Here is a 16,310-nt window from a genome sequence, read left to right on the forward strand (position 1 = left end):
ACCAGTTGATGCCTTACGACATGCCCGTCATCGGCCTGACGCTTGACCGTGCCAGTGCCGTCCCGATCCAGCAGCAACTGTTCGAGCGTCTGAGGGAAATGATCCTGTGTTACGATCTGGAAAAGGGAACCGAGCTTCCGTCCACCCGCGCGCTGGCCGGTGCGATCGGCGTCTCCCGCAATACCGTCTCCTGGGCCTATGAGCGACTGGCGGCCGAGCGGTATATTGCCACCCGCCCCGGTGCGCCCGCCCGCGTGACGCTGGAGCCCGCATTCCGGGAGGAGCGGGTGCGACCCGAGGGCGCCCTTCCCGCTCCCGCCTCCGCCCTACGCACGGGGGCGGGTCTCATGCGCGGCCACCGGACACCGCGCGCCATTGCCGAGCGTCCGGGCTTCTGGCCTTTCGTGCCCGACCTGCGGCAGTTCCCCTTCAAGACGTGGCACCGGATGGTTGCGCGGCACCTGCAGATGTCGCGGCATGATGACCTGACCTATGACCAGCCCGCCGGACTGCCCGACCTGCGGGCGCTGATCGCGCAGAACCTGCGCCTCAGCCGAGGTGTGGTCTGCCATCCGCATCAGGTGGTCATCACCAATGGCGGGCAGGCAGCGCTCGACGTGATCTTTCGCCTGATCCTGAAGCGGGGCGACATGGTGTGGATGGAAGAGCCTGGCTATACCGGCGCCCTTGCCGCGATCCTTGCCGCGGGGGCCACGGCCGCTCCGCTGCCGGTGGGGCCGAAAGAGGGGTGGGACCTTTCGCACCCGCATCTCGTCCCGCCCAAGGCGATCTATGTCACGCCAAGCTGCCAGCAGCCGTTCTGCCGCGTCATGCCGCTGGCACAGCGGCACTGGATATCGGACTACGCCCGCCGGACGGATGCATGGATCGTGGAGGACGATTTCGACAACGAGTTCCTGCCACCCCGCACCATCATCCCTGCGGTCCAAAGGCTGGATGGCGGACAACGGAGCTTTTATGTCGGCACTTTCGCCAAGACGATGTTTCCCGCCCTGCGTATCGGTTATGCCGTGGTCCCCGAGGCATTTGCCGATGACATGGCAGAGGCGACCTTCATCTCGGGCCACATGGCCAGTCTGCCGATGCAGGCGGCGCTTCTCGACTTCATCCGGCAGGGCCATTTCGCTCGCCACATGACGAAGATGCGCAGGGTGTATGACGCGCGTAAGCAGCGCCTGCTGAGCCTTGTGCAAAGCACCCTGCACCCTTGGCTTGAGCCGCTGCCCACCTGCGTCGGCCTTGCCTTGCCAACGCTGATGCGTCTGCCAGATGTACCGGTGTCGGAAGAAGCGCGCCGGCAGGGCTTGCGCATCCCGCCCATCTCCGGCCGCTACCACCAGTCATCCCCGCGGCAGGGGCTTCTGCTGGGCTTCTGCGCCATGACAGAGCCGGAACTGTTGGCCAACGTTGCCACGCTGCGACGTATTCTGGAGCGCGCTGCCTGATTGGTTGCTTCTGGAAGACGTGGCAAACTCTGACGGACGGGCATCCATGCGACATCGATGTGCCTTCCGAAGCGTAAAAATAGCGCCTTCGGGGGGAGTGGAACTTCCCCCGGTATCACGCGCAAGCAGATGCCTGATGCGCTGGCGGCGACCGAGCGTTCGCGCCTACCGGCGCACCGCGAACTGGCCATTGCGGCAATCGCGGAACGCATGGGCGACACCACCACAAACCCCGACTCGGATTACGCCGTCCGCCTTACCCGAGTCCTGTTCATGTGATCACCAGGCGGGACCGGAGGGTACCTTCATTCCGGTCCACTCCACGTCCGCCCTCGAGGCCCCGTGGTAGCAGAGATGCCCTTCAGGTCCCGACCTGACCAAAGCCGGGCAGACTTTGAATCCATCCTGAAAAGCAAAAGAAGAAGGCTTCATTGCGCGTCAAATGATCCTCGGTATGCATCTGGGAAATGACCACGGCGCTCTGCCCCACGCCTGGCGGATGCCCGGCACGGACCCCCGCGCCTATACCAGCTTCGATGCGAAGGTGCGGCAGGCGCAGACCGCCGAGCGCGGGAAGTTCCAGTTCCTGTTTCTGCCCGACGGTCCCTCTGCCGTTTCCGTCGATCTCGATCACGAGCCGTCCGGCTTCAATCTCGACGTGATGATGACGCTGGCGGCCGTCGCCCGCGAGACCGAACGGATCGGCCTGGTCGCCACCGGATCAACCACATTCAATGGCCTTCAATCTCGCCCGGCAGTTCAAGGCACTGGATATCATGAGCCATGGGCGGACGGGCTGGAACGCCACAGCGCTTTGGGCTGTAACGAAAGCACGTCTCTCTGACGCCGAACGTCCGACAGGCCAGCACAACACTGATCCCCTGCGTCACCACCGCCTTCGCAGTCCACTCGCGGCGGCAGAGGATTGACTACGGGTTCATATGTGAACAAAAGGTGAACTATGCTATGAACCGATCCCTCAACGGAGGCTGACACTGCCATGTCCGCTCGCTCCCCTAACCCGGCCCTTGCCGCGCTGCGCCAGCAGGTCGCGGCGATCGAGGGTGACGGCGGCCCGCCACCCGCGGTGCTGCCATTCGATATACCCGAACTCGATCGTCGCCTGCCAAAGGGCGGCCTCGTCCTCGGCTGTCTGCATGAAGTCGCGGGCGGCGGGGGTGGTGCCGTGGACGGGGCGGCGGCCGCGTGCTTTGCCGCCGGCATCGCCGCCCGCCTCAACGGCCCAGTGCTGTGGTGCGTAACGCAGGCCGATCTTTTCGCACCCGGGCTGGAGCAGGCCGGGCTGCCCCCCGACCGCGTCATCTATGTGGACGCCGGTGATGATCAGGGCGTGCTGGCCTGCATGGAGGAAGGCTTGCGTCATGGTGGCCTTGCCGCCGTCATTGCGGATGTGGCCAGATTGTCGATGACGGCATCGCGGCGTCTGCACCTGGCGGCCAAGGGATCCGGCACCACCGGCATCGCCCTGCGCCGCTGGCGGCATCCCACGGAAGCCAGCGACTTCGGCCAGCCCACGGCAGCCATGACGCGCTGGCGTGTGTCGGTGCTTCCTTCATCGCCGCTGCCGGTTCCCGGCGTCGGGCGGGCCCGCTGGCTGATCGAACTGATCCGCGCGCGGGCGGGCGAAAGTCTGGATATCGAGCTGGAGGCATGTGATGGCACGGGTCATCTCGGTCTGCCTGCCGCTGTGGCCGACCGATCGGCTGCGACGGCAGGACGACACGCTTTCGGCTAGGCCGCTGATCATCGCCGGACGGGTCGGCAACCGCCGCATCGTCACCGCTGCGGACGAAGCCGCCATGGGTTTGGGCCTGCACCCCGGCATGCCGGTCAGCAAGGCGCAGGCGCTGGTTCCGGACCTGCTGATCGAACGGGCCGATCCGGCGGCGGATCTGGCAAGCCTTGAGCGGCTGGCTTTCTGGGTCTTGCAGCGCATCGCCCCCATCGTGGCGGTGGACCCGCCGGACGGGATCGTCATCGATTCCACCGGCGCCGACCATCTGCATGGCGGCGAGGAGGCGATGCTGGATGCGCTGATCGGACGGCTGGTCCTGTCCGGTGTCAGCGCCCGCGCCGCCATTGCCGACACATGGGGGGCGGCCCATGCGCTGGCGCGGTTCGTGGCGCAGCCGGCGATCATCGCACAGGCGGGTTCGGCAGAGGCACTGCTGTCACCCCTGCCACTGACAGCCCTGCGCCTGCCGCCATCCGTTGCGTCAGGCCTGCACGATCTTGGCTTTGCCTGCATCGGCGATCTTCTTGGCCAGCCCCGCGCGCCGCTGACCCGCCGTTTCGGGCCAGAGCTGTGCCGCCGTATGGATCAGGCGCTTGGGCAGCTTGCCGAACCCATCGAACCGCTGCGCCCCGAGGGGCTGGTCGAGGTGCGCCGCGCCTTTCCCGAACCCATCGGTGCGGCAGAAACCATCGCCCGCTATATCCGCAAGCTGGTCGCCTCCCTCTGCACGGCGCTGGAGGAGCGGGGCCTTGGCGTGCGCCGTCTGGACCTTCTTTGCACCCGCGTCGACAACCGGGTGGAGACGGTGCGCATCGGCCTTGCCGTCCCGCAGCGCGACCCGCAGCGGCTGACCCGCCTGCTTTGCGACAGGATCGAAACCATCGCTCCCGGCTTCGGCATAGAGATCATGACCCTGACCGCGACGCTGACAGAGCCGCTGGCGGCCAAGCAGATCAGCAGCCTCGATGCCACGGCACCGGACCTCTCCGGACTGATCGACGTGCTGGCAAACCGGGTCGGCCCCCGCGCCGTTTACCGCATGGCCCCGGTGGCCAGCGACGTGCCGGAACGGTCGGTTCGGCGCATCCCTGCCCTGGCCGAGGAGACCGGTGCCGGCTGGCCCGACCACTGGCCCCGCCCCTCGCGCCTGCTGCCCCGGCCCGAGGCGATCGAGACCATGGCCCTTCTGCCCGATCACCCGCCGAACTGGATCTCGTGGCGGGGCATCCGCCGGCGCGTGCGCCGGGCCGACGGGCCAGAGCGGGTGTTTGGCGAATGGTGGAAGCGGGACGCCGAGCTGATCGCCGTGCGCGATTATTTCCGCATCGAGGACGATGCGGGCGAGCGGTTCTGGATCTTCCGCGCGGGTGATGGCGAGAATGCCGCCACAGGCTCGCATCGCTGGTTCCTGCACGGGGTGTTCGGATGAGATATGCCGAGCTTCAGGTCACCTCCCACTTCTCCTTCCTGCGCGGCGCATCTTCGGCCGAGGAGTTGTTCGCCACCGCCGCCCTGATGGGGATGACCGCGCTGGCGGTGACCGACCGCAACACCCTTTCCGGCATCGTGCGCGCGCATGAGGCGGCGAAGACGACCGGCATGCGGCTGATCGTCGGCTGCCGTCTGGACCTTGCCTGCGGCACGGCGCTGCTGGTCTATCCCATCGACCGCGCAGCCTATTCGCGCCTTTGCCGCCTGCTGTCGCTGGGCAAATCCCGCGCCGGCAAGGGCGGCTGCCATCTGGAATGGACCGATCTTGCGCCTTATGCTGAAGGGCTGATCGCGGTGCTGGTGCCCGACCTTGCCGATGACACCTGCGGGCTGCGCCTGCGGCGGTTGCGCAAGCTGTTCGGCGACCGCGCCTATCTTGCGCTGACCCTGCGCCGCCGCCCGAACGACCAGATGCGGCTGCACGAGCTTTCCACGCTAGCGGCACAGATGCGGGTGCCGACGGTGGTCACGAACGACGTCCTTTACCACGAGCCGTCCCGCCGCATCCTGCAGGACGTGGTCACCGCCATCCGCCACACCACCACCGTCGACGCCCTCGGCTTTCGGCGCGAACGTCACGCCGACCGCTATCTGAAGCCGCCGGAGGAGATGCACCGCCTCTTTGCCCGCTATCCCGAGGCGCTGGCCCGCAGCATCGAGATCGCGAACCGCTGCCGCTTCTCGCTGGACGAGCTGAAGTATCAGTATCCGGAAGAGCGCGATGATCCCGCGTTGACCCCGCAGGAGACGTTGGCCCGCCTTACCTGGGAAGGTGCCGCAACCCGATATCCGGACGGCATTCCGGACGGGGTCACTGCTTCGCTGAACCACGAGCTGACGCTGATCGACAAGCTCGGCTATGCCCCCTACTTCCTGACCGTGCACAGCATCGTCCGCTTTGCCCGCTCCCGCGGGATCCTCTGCCAAGGGCGCGGGTCGGCCGCAAATTCCGCCGTCTGCTACGTCCTTGGCGTCACCTCGATCGACCCGAGCCGCAATGACCTCCTTTTCGAGCGGTTCATCTCTGCCGAACGCCACGAGCCACCCGACATCGACGTGGATTTCGAGCATGAACGCCGCGAAGAAGTGATCCAGTGGATCTACAAGACCTATGGCCGCGATCGCGCTGCCCTTTGCGCCACGGTCACCCGTTATCGCGCCAAGGGGGCGCTGCGGGATGTGGGCAAGGCGATGGGGCTGCCGGAGGATCTGATCGCCTCCCTTTCCGGCCTGATCTGGGCCTGGTCGGAAACCGGCGTCAGCGACAGCCAGATACAGGAGCTGAACCTGAACCCCGATGACCGCCGCCTGCGGCTGACCCTGGCGCTGGCGGCGCAGCTTCAGGGCACTCCGCGCCACCTGTCGCAGCATCCGGGCGGGTTCGTGCTGACGCAGGACCGGCTGGACGATCTGGTGCCGATCGAACCCGCCGCCATGGCCGACCGGCAGATCATCGAATGGGACAAGGACGACATTGACGCGCTGAAGTTCATGAAGGTCGACGTGCTGGCGCTTGGCATGCTGACCTGCATGTCCAAGGGGCTGGATCTGATCGCCGACCACAAGGGTGTACGCTATGACCTTGCCACCATTCCGGCCGAGGACCCGCGCACATATGCCATGATCCGCCGCGCCGACACGCTTGGCACCTTCCAGATCGAAAGCCGGGCGCAGATGGCGATGCTGCCGCGCCTGAAGCCACGCACCTTCTATGACCTTGTCGTGCAGGTGGCCATCGTCCGGCCCGGCCCGATCCAGGGCGACATGGTCCACCCCTACCTGCGAAGGCGGGCGGGGCTGGAGGCGGTGGAATACCCGACGGACGCGTTGAGGAACGTGCTGGGCAAGACCCTCGGCGTGCCGCTGTTCCAGGAACAGGCAATGCGCGTCGCCATCGACTGCGCCGGCTTCACGCCGGGCGAGGCTGACATGCTTCGGAAGTCGATGGCGACATTCAAGTTCACCGGCGGCGTCAGCGCCTTCCGCGACAAGCTGATCGACGGCATGGCCGAGCGCGGCTATTCCCCCGACTTCGCCGAACGCACCTTCCGGCAGCTGGAGGGCTTCGGCTCCTACGGTTTTCCCGAAAGCCATGCCGCCAGCTTCGCTCTAGTTGCCTATGCCTCAAGCTGGCTGAAGTGCTGGCACCCCGATGCCTTCTGCGCCGCTCTTTTGAACAGCCAGCCGATGGGCTTCTATGCCCCGGCGCAGATCGTTCGCGATGCGCAGGAACACGGGGTGGAGATACGGCCCGTCTGCATCAACGCCTCCCACTGGGATTGCACGCTGGAGCCTGCGGGCGAGGCCTTCGCCGTCCGGCTGGGGCTGCGCATGGTGAAGGGGCTGGCCAATGCCCATGCCGCTGCCATCACGCTGGCGCGGATGGATGACCCCTTCACCTCGATCGAGGATCTGTGGCGGCGGGTGGACGTTCCTGCCGCCAGCCTTGTCCGCATTGCCGAGGCCGACGGCTTCCACCCCAGCCTGCGCCTTGCCCGCCGAGAGGCATTATGGGCAATCAAGGGCCTGCCGCAGAATGAACTGCCGCTGTTTGCCGCCGCGGATCGCGAAAGCCGGCAAGACACTGCGGAACCCGCCATTGCCCTGCGCCCCATGCCCGACGGACGCGAGGTGGTGGAAGATTACAGCCATACGGGCCTCTCACTGCGCCGGCACCCGGTGGCCTTCCTGCGCCCGGACCTTGCAAGACGGCGGATCATTTCCTGCGCCGAGGCCATGGCCACGCGCGGCCGCCGCTGGTGCGAAGTGGCGGGTCTGGTGCTTGTGCGCCAGCGTCCGGGTTCGGCCAAGGGCGTGATGTTCCTGACGCTGGAGGATGAAAGCGGCATCGCCAATCTTGTTATCTGGCCAAAGGTGTTCGAGGCGCACCGCCGCATCATCCTTGGCGCGGGAATGATTGCCGTGAAGGGTCAGGTCCAGCGCGAGGGCGAGGTCGTCCACTTGATCGCACGCAACATTGCGGATCTGTCGGCAGAGCTGAAAAGCGTCAGCACGCGGGAAAGCAAAGGGAAGGTGGAGATGGGGAACGGGGCGGAGACGCCAATCCCCGCGAGCCCGTCAAAAGGGGTGCGAGTGCGGGATATCTATATCCCCGATCTTCATCTGGATGCGATCCGTGTGAAAACGAGGGATTTTCGATAGCAGACAGAGCGGCGCCTGCCCTGTGAGCGTCCTTGAACCGGCAGGCTGGCCGCAACCCTAATCAGTGTCGCCATGCCGGTGGCCGGCATCATCATGCCACCAGCAGATCACGCGGCTTTCAGCGCGCAGCCCGTCGCTGGCCGATGGCTGGCTCAGCGCGCGGTGGCAGGTGACGCCGCCGATCTGCAATTGCCCGAATACGTTGTGGCCAAGATGGGCCGTCATGACCTTGTCGATCAGATAGGGGCTCAACTCCTCGGGGCGAGCGCAGGCGGGATCCGCCACGATCTCGGCCAGACGCTCGCGCCTGGCATCTTCGGCGGCAAGGATCCGGGCCACTTCCGCACGGAAGGATTCTTCCGTCGCGGCATAAGCCTCCAGCGCAGGCAGCGATTTCTGCGGGGGTTTCTTCAGCTTCAGATGCCCGCCCCTGTAAAGGGCCAGCAGCACCCGCGCGCCGATGGGAGAGGTCAGCTGCACCGATGCTTCGCGGAACGCGAGTTCCTTTTCCTCGGCCGACAAGCGCAGCGACAGGGGCCTGCCATCCAGCACCGCCCGTCGCAGGGCCGCCAGCGCAGGGGTGCGATGTACGTTCGGGATCAGATCGATGACCGAAAGCGCCGGCTTCATCAGCGCCTGAATGTCCCACAGCATGATTTTTCCCCGCCAAACAACCCTTGGTGCCGGATTAGACCGCCGCAGGGTGGGAAGTCCACTCGTGTCGGGCGGGAAAGGCTTGCAAAGGTCACGGAACGGGCGCATTCAGATCATCGTGAAATCTGCATCCGATCATCCTCGTTCGGCACTCGATGCCCTTGGTTGGCAGGCGTTCTTTGCCGAACAGCTGGACGCCGAGGAGCTTTCGCTTGCCCCCATGCGCGTTGCGACCGTTCACCGGGCGCGGATGACGGCGGCTTCCCCCGATGGCCCCGTCCGCCTGAACCTGCCACCCAGGACCAACACCTCGGATTATGCGGTGGGCGACTGGATCCTGGTGGAGCCGGAAACCGGCCTGCTGGTCCGCAGGCTTGAACGCAAGACCTTGCTGCGCAGGCGCACCGAAGGGGGGCGCGAGCCGCAACTGATCGCGGCGAATGTGGATACGCTTTTCATCGTCACCTCTTGCAACGATGACCTGAATCCGGCCCGCATCGAACGGTATCTGGCCCTTGCCAACGAAGCAGGCACCACGCCCGTGGTTGTTCTGACAAAGGCCGACCAGGTGGCGGATGTTGCCCCTTACCGCGATCAGGTCACGGGCCTGCAACGCGGGTTGGCGGTGGTCTCGCTTGATGCAACCTCGGCCATGGCGGCGGAAGTTCTGGCACCCTGGTGCGGCGTGGGCCAGACGGTTGCGCTGGTCGGCTCCTCCGGGGTGGGGAAATCCTCGCTGCTGAACACCATCACGGAAAAAGACCCCGATGAGGCGCAGTTGACCGGCAGCATCCGCGAGGATGATGCCAAGGGGCGGCATACGACCACGTCCCGCTCGCTTCACGCGATTGCGGGCGGCGCACAGGTGATCGACACGCCAGGCATCCGCACCCTGCACATCAGCGATATGTCGTTGGGACTGGACGTGCTGTTCGCCGAGATTGCAGAGCTTGCGCCCCATTGCCGCTTTCGCGACTGCACCCACGCCCACGAGCCGGGCTGCGCGGTTCAGGCAGCCCTGGCAGACGGATCGATCGATCCGGCCCGGGTGGACAGGTGGCGCAAGCTGGCCGAGGAAAGCCGTGCCAACACGCCCGTTCAGTCGGGCCCGCGCGGTAACAGGATCACGAAACCTGCCGGCAAGCGCCGCTGAAATCCCGCTGCGTCGCGCGCCCCTGCGTGACGGGCTTCGGGCGCCCGCGCCTGATCCGAAAAACAGCTAGACTTCTCTGGACCCTGCCCCACCTGAAACCCGAAAGCATCCTGATCCCGGGCTGAAGCAAGCCGAAGGATCAGCGCAATGAGGAGGCGATGATGGCAGACGCAACCTTCCACAAATCCGGCTGGATACGCGCAGGAATCCCCCGCACGGGCGGATGGCGGATCGCCACCATCGTGCTGGCGGTCGTGCTTGGCCTGTTCGGCATCGCACTGCTTCTGGGTGGCATCTGGCTGATCGCGCTGGGCGGAAGCTGGTATTACGCGCTGGCGGGGGCCGGACTTTGCATCACGGCGTGGCTGCTTGCAAGACAACGGCGCGCCGCACTGCCTTTCTATGTGATCGTCTGGCTTCTGACCGTCGTCTGGGCCTTCTGGGAGGTGGGGACCGATTGGTGGGCACAGGTGCCGCGCCTTGTTGCGCCAACCGTGGTGCTGGTGCTGATCCTGCTGGTGCTGCCTGCGCTTGGCCGCGCCCGCAACCGCTGAACGGGGAGGAAACGACATGAACTCGATGATCCTGCGCGCCGGCCTTGCCGCGCTTCTGGCATCCACCGCACTGCCGATATGGGCACAGGAAACGGCCGCCCCGCCTGCAGGCGATCAGGCCCAAATTCCTTCGGCGCTGCCGGAAGCCGAGGATGCCGAAGCGGCTCCCCCCCAGCAGGCACCACAAATCCAGCCCGCACAGCCAACGGCCGAACCTGAACCGCAACCCGATGCTGCCGCGCCGGGCGAACCCGCGCCCGACGATCTTCCCGCGCCCGAAGGGGCCGGTCAGGCCGAAGCGCCGGTTCCCGCCCCGGCTGAACGCCCTGCGCAGGCGCAGGCGCAAGTCGGCAGCGACTGGCCCTTCTGGGGCGGCAACGCCGATGCCACCCGTTATAGCCCGCTAAGCCAGATCACGCCTGAAAACGTGGACCAGCTTGAACGCGCATTCGTTTACCGCACCGGCGACATGCCGATGGGCGATGCCGAAGGCAAATATGCCGCCGAAACGACGCCGCTGAAGATCGGCAACCAGCTTGTGATGTGTTCGGCAAAGAACATCCTGATCTCCATCGACGCCGCGACGGGCGAGGAGAATTGGCGATACGATCCGCAGGTTTCGAACGATGCGATCCCCTATTCTGCATCGTGCCGCGGGGTGTCGGTCTATACGGCGCCGGACGTGCCCGATGGCGCTCTTTGCAAATCACGGGTGATCGAGGCAACCATCGATGCCCGCCTGATCGCGGTTGACCTGACAACAGGAGATCTTTGCTCCGATTTTGGCGAAAACGGCCAAATCGACCTGTGGCAGGGCATCGGAGAGAAAGTGCCCGGCTGGTATGCGGTGACCGCGCCCCCCGCCATCGTGCGCGGCGTGGTGATAACGGGCGCGCAGGTCAAGGACGGTCAGGCCGAGGATGCGCCCTCTGGCGTGATACGCGGCTATGATGCCGTGACGGGCGAATTTGTCTGGGCGTGGGATCTGGGCAATCCCGGCGAATACGGCCAACCGGCCGAGGGTGAGACCTATACCCGCGGCACACCCAACATGTGGACCACCGCCGTTGCGGATGAAGAACTGGGATATGTCTATCTGCCGATGGGCAACTCTTCGGTCGATTACTATGGCTCCAACCGCAGCGAGCACGAAAATCAGTGGGCAACATCACTTGTGGCGCTGAACGCCCTGACGGGCGAGCCGGTCTGGTCCTTCCAGACCGTTCGGCGTGATGTTTGGGATTATGACTTGGGTTCCCAGCCGTCATTGCTGGACTTCGAAGGCACGCCCGCGATCCTGCTGCCATCGAAACAGGGTGACATCTATATCCTTGATCGCACCACCGGCGAGCCCCTGGTCCCGGTGGGAGAGATCGAAGCCCCCACCAAAGGCAGCGTGGAGCCGGACTTTCTTGCCAAATCGCAGCCGATTTCCGAATGGCACACGCTTCGCAAGGATGATCTGACAGAACGGGACATGTGGGGCTTCACCCCCATCGACCAGCTTTGGTGCCGCATCCAGTTCCGCCGCGCCAGTTACGAAGGCTTCTTCACGCCGCCTTCGGCAGACCGCCCGTGGATCCAGTATCCTGGCTATAACGGCGGGTCCGACTGGGGATCGGTTGCGGTCGATACGGACCGCAACATCCTGATCGCCAATTACAACGACGTTCCGAACTACAACAAGCTGATCCCGCGCGAGAAGGCTGACGAGATGGGTCTGCGCCCGATCAATGAAAAGTCCCCGGGCGAAAGCAGCGGCAACAATGCCGAAGGTGCGGGTGATCCGCAGGCTGGCAGCCCCTATGCCATCGATGTGAACGCGGGCTGGCGCAACACCGGCACCGGCGTGCCCTGCACGCGCCCCCCGTATGGTGGCATCCGCGCCATCGACATGACCACGGGCGAAACGATCTGGGATACGCCCATCGGAACCGCCCGCCGGAACGGACCCTTCGGCATCCCCTCCTACCTGCCCATGAAGATCGGAACGCCGAACAATGGCGGTGCAGTCATAACGGCAAGCGGGCTGATCTTCATCGGGGCCGCAACCGATAACCTGTTCCGCGCGATCGATGTCGAAACCGGAGAAACGGTCTGGTCCGATGTGCTGCCCGCCGGGGCACAGGCCAATCCCATCGCCTATGAAGTTGATGGCCGCGACTATGTCCTGATCGCGGCAACCGGGCACCATTTCATGGAAACGCCGATCGGGGATTACATCATCGCCTACCGCCTTCCGGAATGAGATCATCCTGATGTCGATTCACAAAAGGCGCCCTGCGGGGCACCTTTTCATAATGGAAGGCCGCTGAAGCTAGGCCATGCACTTCCGGTAATCTTCAGCCGTATTTATATTGAAGAACGGATCGGTGGGGGCAGAGGCGAACTCCACCATCGCGGCACCGGCCAACCGCGCAGCGTGCATGATGCTGCGATCCCCGCTATGCAAACAGTCCCGCAGCAGCGGGGCCGCCTCCACTGGCCACAGCCCGAAGGTCGGGTGAGGCCGCCCGGCCGAGGTTGCAATCCGGACTGCAGCGCCATCCACATCGCAAAGCCGCTTCACCAGATCATCCGGAAAGAACGGTGTATCCGTGGCAACGGTTACGATACGAGTCGCCCCCGCCCCTTCGGCCCGGATCATCCCTGCAAGGATTCCGGCAAGAGGTCCGGGATAATCGGGCGTTTCATCCTGCACGACGGGAAGACGCCCCTGAAAACGCGCGGGATCGCCGTTCGCGCTAAGCACCAGTGTATCGACCTGCGGCGCAAGCCTTTCGACCACGTGATCCAGAAGCGGGCGCTGACCAAGCGGCAGGAGCGCCTTGTCCGCCCCACCCATCCGCTGGCCACGGCCGCCCGCAAGGATGACCCCGCAGATCATCAGGCCGGTTCAGGCACGACCCGCACCGGCGCGCTTTTGTAAGCGGGCGTGTGCGAGGCCTGATCGTGCAGGTCCAGCGGCACAAGAACGTTCGCTTCGGGATAATACGCACCAACACAGCCCATCGGCAGATCATAGGCCGTAATTTTCAACCCGTCGAGACGCCGTTCCGTCCCATCGTCATGCGCGGAAAGAAGGGAAACGCGCTGGCCGTCGCGCAAGCCGGCGGCGGCGATCTCCTCGGGTGACATCAGGACGATCATCCGGTCCGTTTCCAACCCGCGAAGCCGGTCGCGATACCCATAGACGGTCGTGTTGAACTGGTCGTTGGACCGCAGGGTAACCAGCGTATAGATACCCTGCCCCGGCATCGTGCCAAGCGCGCTTGCGCTGGTGGGCGTGGTGAACCGCGCCTTGCCTGTCTTGGTTTTCCATTCCCGCCGTCGGGCCGCGTTTCCGCGATAGAAGCCCCCCGCCTGGAACATGCGCTCGTTGAAGTCGTGGAACTGGTCGGGATAGGTTTCGGCGATCAGGTCGCGGACAAGCCCGTAATCAGCCACCCAGTCATCCCAGCGGACGTTGGGGTTTGGATCAAGTGTCGCCTTGGCGATGCCGGCAACGATGGCGGGTTCCGACAACAGCGTATCGGCCGCCGGTTTGCGCCGCCCGATGGACCCGTGGATATGGCTGAGGCTGTCCTCCATCGTCACGGCCTGCGGGCCGCTTGCCTGCAGGTCCACCTCACCGCGCACAAGGCAGGGCAGCAGCCATGCCCCGTCACCCACCAAGGCATGCGACCGGTTGAAGCGGGTGGCGATCTGAACGTTCAGTTCCAGATTGGCCCAAGCGGGATCGGCGCGGCCCGGATCGGGAATGGCACGCGCAAAGTTGCCACCAAGGCTGAGGAATCCTTTCACCGTGCCATCAAGGACGCCCTGCACCGCTTCGATCGTCGTCATGCCTTTATCGCGCGGCGGCTCGAAGCCGAACATCTTGGCAAGCTTGTCCAGCGGCACCAGCTCGGGCTTTTCGGCGATGCCAACGGTCCGCTGGCCCTGCACGTTCGAATGGCCCCGCACCGGGCAGATGCCCGCACCCTGCCGCCCGATATTGCCGCGCATCAGCAGAAGGTTGATCAGCATGTCCACCGATTGCGACCCGTGCACATGCTGCGTCAGGCCCATGCCGTAAACGCCGATCACGCGGCCGGAATTTGCGTAAAGTTCTGCCACCTCCTCCAGATCGGCGCGGGTCAGGCCGGAGACATGCTCGATCTCGGCCCACTCCATCCCGCGGGCCCATTCCTCGAACGAGGCGAAGCCGTCGGTATGTTCTTCGATGAAGGCACGGTCCAGAACGCCGTCGGCGCGGTCCTGCATCGTGAAAAGGTGCTTGGCCATTCCTGCAATGGCCGCAATGTCACCCCCCGGCTTCACCTGAAGATAGATGTCCGAGATCTTGGTTCCCTTGCCGCTTGCCATCTCGGTCGGGCTTTGGGGATTGGCGAATTCTATCAGGCCGCGTTCGCGCACGGGATTGAAGGTCACGACCTTGCAGCCACGCTTGCGGGCCTGCTGCAGCGGATGCAGGAACCGGGGGCTGTTGGACCCGGTGTTCTGGCCGAAGAACATGATCAGATCGCAGCTTTCGAAATCCTCCAGCACGCAGGTGCCCACAGGCGATCCGATGCTTTCCTTTAACGCCACGCTGGTGGTTTCGTGACACATGTTGGAACTGTCGGGCAGGTTGTTGTGGCCGTAAAGGCGCGCGAACAACTGCCACATATAGGACGTCTCGAGGCTGGCCCGGCCCGAGGCATAAAAGACGGTCGAACGGGGGTCCAGCTTGCGAAGCGAGGCACCGATGGCTGCGAATGCCTCCTGCCATGTTGTTTCAACATAACGGTCGGTCGCGGCGTCGAAGCGCATCGGGTGCGTCAGGCGGCCCAGCATTTCCAGATCGTGATCGCGCCACATCCGCAGTTCGGTCACCGTATGGCGGGCCAGCACATCGGGCCCGCAGCGTTCGCGCGTATGGTCCCAGATCGTGGCCTTGGCGCCGTTCTCGCAAAACTCGGCCAGATGCGGCGAGGCGGGCTTGGCCCAGGCGCAGGACGTGCACATGTGCCCGCGCGGCTTGTTCTGGTTCCACAGGGTATCCAACACCCCAAGCGAGGCGTTGCCCGTTCCCATGTGCCGAAGTACGCTTTTCACCGATCCCCACCCCCCTGTCGGGCGGTCATAGAACGGGGTCGTCGGGTCCTGCTGGCGTTCGGTGTCGTCTTTCATGGGATGTCCTGCTGGCAGATCGGGGGGGGGGGGAAGCGGTCGCGGCTGGCAAACACTCCTGACGAAACGGGCAAGGCCGCCCGCTGTTCCCTTGATCTTAACCTTCGTGAACGCGGAATCCATGGGTGAAGCACTTGAAGCCGTCGCTGCGGGCCAGCCCGATCAGCGTGATGCCCAGATCATCGGCCAGCATTGCCGCCTGATAGGTCGGGGCAGAAACGGAAATCAGAACCGGCGCGCCAAGCATGGCCACCTTCTGCACAAGATCAACAGAAACGCGGCTTGTGATCAGCACCGCGCCTGCATCCGGCCGCCCCAATGCCCCTGCCAGCTTGTCCAGCGCGTTGTGCCGGCCGACATCCTCGCGCACGGCAACGATCCCCGCGTCCGGCGTCCAGAACCCTGCGGCATGCATGGCGCGGGTGGCATCATGCAGCGGCTGATGCGCCGGAAGCGCAGCCATCGCCCGCCCTACATCTGCCGCCCTTATCCGCAGGTCGGACGTCACGGGTGGCACATCCCTCAGCGCCTGCTCCAGTGAATCGATGCCGCACAGGCCGCAGCCGACGGGCCCTGCCATGACACGCCGCCGCTCGGCAAGGCGCGCGCCCGCCGCCGGTTTCAGCCAAACCCGCAGATCAATGCCGCGCGGCACCTCGGCCACTTCCACCGCCTCGATCTCTTCGAACGCGGCGATACCTTCGGTCAGGGAAAAACCGCGGGCGAAATCTTCCAGGTCCCGAGGTGTTGCCATCATCACTGCCTGTGTCGTAGTGTTGTAGCTGATGGCAATCGCAACCTCTTCCGGCAGCAGCCGCCCCTGCAGAAGCGCTGCGCCCTTTGCTTCATCCATCATCCCGCTCCTCGTAACCGGGGAAAAATAAGATATCACGCCAGCG

Annotated in this window: 13 protein-coding genes; 9 read left to right on the plus strand and 4 right to left on the minus strand. The window is 65.0% G+C overall.

Annotated features, from left to right (window positions below; genetic code table 11):
• Positions 1–8 precede the first annotated feature (8 nt).
• From JX25_RS05960 to JX25_RS05980, 6 genes are all read left to right on the plus strand, one after another.
• Positions 9–1,466: an aminotransferase-like domain-containing protein gene (locus tag JX25_RS05960; RefSeq protein WP_128254145.1), complete on the plus strand. Its 1,458-nt coding sequence runs from the start codon at positions 9–11 to the stop codon at positions 1,464–1,466.
• A 129-nt stretch (positions 1,467–1,595) separates the two neighbouring features.
• On the plus strand, positions 1,596–1,745 hold the full coding sequence (locus JX25_RS14800; RefSeq protein ID WP_164876078.1) for a hypothetical protein: 150 nt from the start codon (positions 1,596–1,598) through the stop codon (positions 1,743–1,745).
• A gap of 163 nt (positions 1,746–1,908) precedes the next feature.
• The gene (locus tag JX25_RS05965; RefSeq protein WP_206611522.1) at positions 1,909–2,310 is read left to right on the plus strand and encodes an LLM class oxidoreductase; all 402 of its coding nucleotides are present in this window, start codon (positions 1,909–1,911) and stop codon (positions 2,308–2,310) included.
• Between the two features lie 156 nt (positions 2,311–2,466).
• Complete coding sequence (locus JX25_RS05970) at positions 2,467–3,222, plus strand: ImuA family protein (RefSeq protein WP_128254146.1); 756 nt, start codon at positions 2,467–2,469, stop codon at positions 3,220–3,222.
• Positions 3,143–4,651, plus strand: coding sequence for a Y-family DNA polymerase (locus JX25_RS05975; RefSeq protein WP_128254147.1), 1,509 nt, complete (start codon positions 3,143–3,145; stop codon positions 4,649–4,651). Before JX25_RS05970 ends, JX25_RS05975 begins: the two co-directional genes overlap by 80 nt.
• Positions 4,648–7,875, plus strand: coding sequence for an error-prone DNA polymerase (locus JX25_RS05980; RefSeq protein ID WP_128254148.1), 3,228 nt, complete (start codon positions 4,648–4,650; stop codon positions 7,873–7,875). Before JX25_RS05975 ends, JX25_RS05980 begins: the two co-directional genes overlap by 4 nt.
• 57 nt (positions 7,876–7,932) lie before the next feature.
• Here JX25_RS05980 and JX25_RS05985 read toward each other — a convergent pair whose 3' ends face one another.
• Positions 7,933–8,529: a hypothetical protein gene (locus JX25_RS05985; RefSeq protein ID WP_128254149.1), complete on the minus strand. Its 597-nt coding sequence runs from the start codon at positions 8,527–8,529 to the stop codon at positions 7,933–7,935.
• Positions 8,530–8,647: 118 nt separating this feature from the next.
• Here JX25_RS05985 and rsgA point away from each other — a divergent pair, with 118 nt between their 5' ends.
• The 3 genes from rsgA to JX25_RS06000 all read left to right on the plus strand — a co-directional run bounded on the left by rsgA (position 8,648) and on the right by JX25_RS06000 (position 12,484).
• Positions 8,648–9,682, plus strand: a complete 1,035-nt coding sequence (gene rsgA / locus JX25_RS05990) for a ribosome small subunit-dependent GTPase A (protein WP_241557860.1) — start codon at positions 8,648–8,650, stop codon at positions 9,680–9,682.
• Positions 9,683–9,843: 161 nt separating this feature from the next.
• Positions 9,844–10,236, plus strand: coding sequence for a glucose dehydrogenase (locus tag JX25_RS05995; RefSeq protein ID WP_241557861.1), 393 nt, complete (start codon positions 9,844–9,846; stop codon positions 10,234–10,236).
• Between the two features lie 16 nt (positions 10,237–10,252).
• Positions 10,253–12,484, plus strand: a complete 2,232-nt coding sequence (locus tag JX25_RS06000; RefSeq protein ID WP_128254151.1) for a pyrroloquinoline quinone-dependent dehydrogenase — start codon at positions 10,253–10,255, stop codon at positions 12,482–12,484.
• A gap of 69 nt (positions 12,485–12,553) precedes the next feature.
• Here the strand turns inward: JX25_RS06000 and mobA are convergent, their stop codons facing one another.
• From mobA to fdhD, 3 genes are all read right to left on the minus strand, one after another.
• Positions 12,554–13,123, minus strand: a complete 570-nt coding sequence (gene mobA / locus JX25_RS06005) for a molybdenum cofactor guanylyltransferase MobA (RefSeq protein WP_128254152.1) — start codon at positions 13,121–13,123, stop codon at positions 12,554–12,556.
• Positions 13,123–15,411, minus strand: a complete 2,289-nt coding sequence (locus tag JX25_RS06010; protein ID WP_128254153.1) for an FdhF/YdeP family oxidoreductase — start codon at positions 15,409–15,411, stop codon at positions 13,123–13,125. Before JX25_RS06010 ends, mobA begins: the two co-directional genes overlap by 1 nt.
• Positions 15,412–15,508: 97 nt before the next feature.
• Positions 15,509–16,264, minus strand: a complete 756-nt coding sequence (gene fdhD / locus JX25_RS06015) for a formate dehydrogenase accessory sulfurtransferase FdhD (RefSeq protein ID WP_241557862.1) — start codon at positions 16,262–16,264, stop codon at positions 15,509–15,511.
• Positions 16,265–16,310: the final 46 nt, after the last annotated feature.

Origin of the sequence: Falsirhodobacter deserti (genome assembly GCF_004015795.1) — a bacterium.
GTDB lineage: Bacteria > Pseudomonadota > Alphaproteobacteria > Rhodobacterales > Rhodobacteraceae > Falsirhodobacter > Falsirhodobacter deserti.

Bases quoted from the DNA above. Each gene is read 5' to 3' on its own strand.
- fdhD (WP_241557862.1), bottom strand. From the start codon at position 16,264: ATGGATGAAGCAAAGGGCGCAGCGCTTCTGCAGGGGCGGCTGCTGCCG.
- mobA (WP_128254152.1), bottom strand. From the start codon at position 13,123: ATGATCTGCGGGGTCATCCTTGCGGGCGGCCGTGGCCAGCGGATGGGT.
- JX25_RS05980 (WP_128254148.1), top strand. From the start codon at position 4,648: ATGAGATATGCCGAGCTTCAGGTCACCTCCCACTTCTCCTTCCTGCGC.
- JX25_RS05965 (WP_206611522.1), top strand. From the start codon at position 1,909: ATGATCCTCGGTATGCATCTGGGAAATGACCACGGCGCTCTGCCCCAC.
- JX25_RS06000 (WP_128254151.1), top strand. From the start codon at position 10,253: ATGAACTCGATGATCCTGCGCGCCGGCCTTGCCGCGCTTCTGGCATCC.
- JX25_RS05995 (WP_241557861.1), top strand. From the start codon at position 9,844: ATGGCAGACGCAACCTTCCACAAATCCGGCTGGATACGCGCAGGAATC.
- JX25_RS05970 (WP_128254146.1), top strand. From the start codon at position 2,467: ATGTCCGCTCGCTCCCCTAACCCGGCCCTTGCCGCGCTGCGCCAGCAG.
- JX25_RS05960 (WP_128254145.1), top strand. From the start codon at position 9: ATGCCTTACGACATGCCCGTCATCGGCCTGACGCTTGACCGTGCCAGT.
- JX25_RS14800 (WP_164876078.1), top strand. From the start codon at position 1,596: ATGCCTGATGCGCTGGCGGCGACCGAGCGTTCGCGCCTACCGGCGCAC.
- JX25_RS06010 (WP_128254153.1), bottom strand. From the start codon at position 15,411: ATGAAAGACGACACCGAACGCCAGCAGGACCCGACGACCCCGTTCTAT.
- JX25_RS05975 (WP_128254147.1), top strand. From the start codon at position 3,143: ATGGCACGGGTCATCTCGGTCTGCCTGCCGCTGTGGCCGACCGATCGG.
- JX25_RS05985 (WP_128254149.1), bottom strand. From the start codon at position 8,529: ATGCTGTGGGACATTCAGGCGCTGATGAAGCCGGCGCTTTCGGTCATC.